This window comes from Bacillus sp. AFS029637, assembly GCF_002584985.1.
Taxonomy (GTDB): domain Bacteria; phylum Bacillota; class Bacilli; order Bacillales; family Bacillaceae_G; genus Bacillus_A.
The window spans coordinates 1-307 of record NZ_NUPZ01000086.1; the positions used below are offsets into that span (position 1 = coordinate 1).

Sequence of the window (307 nt, forward strand, 5' to 3'; positions counted from 1 at the left end):
CTTCCCGATATTCCCAAAAACATGGGGCCTTAGCTCAGCTGGGAGAGCGCCTGCCTTGCACGCAGGAGGTCAGCGGTTCGATCCCGCTAGGCTCCACTTATTTTAATATCATTTATGGCGGTGTAGCTCAGCTGGCTAGAGCGTACGGTTCATACCCGTGAGGTCGGGGGTTCGATCCCCTCCGCCGCTACCATAAAGGACCTTTAGCTCAGCTGGTTAGAGCAGACGGCTCATAACCGTCCGGTCGTAGGTTCGAGTCCTACAAGGTCCACCATTAGACGTTTATATCTCGGAGGTATACCCAAGT

General features: G+C 54.1%; 3 tRNA genes. All 3 read left to right on the forward strand.

Going from position 1 to position 307, the window contains the following annotated elements:
• The first annotated feature begins 23 nt into the window (after nucleotides 1–23).
• Nucleotides 24–96: transfer RNA gene (locus COE49_RS26910), tRNA-Ala, on the forward strand.
• Nucleotides 97–116: 20 nt separating this feature from the next.
• Nucleotides 117–193 (forward strand) — tRNA-Met (locus tag COE49_RS26915).
• A 4-nt stretch (nucleotides 194–197) separates the two neighbouring features.
• Nucleotides 198–274, forward strand: a tRNA-Ile gene (locus COE49_RS26920).
• The last annotated feature ends 33 nt before the right edge of the window (nucleotides 275–307 follow it).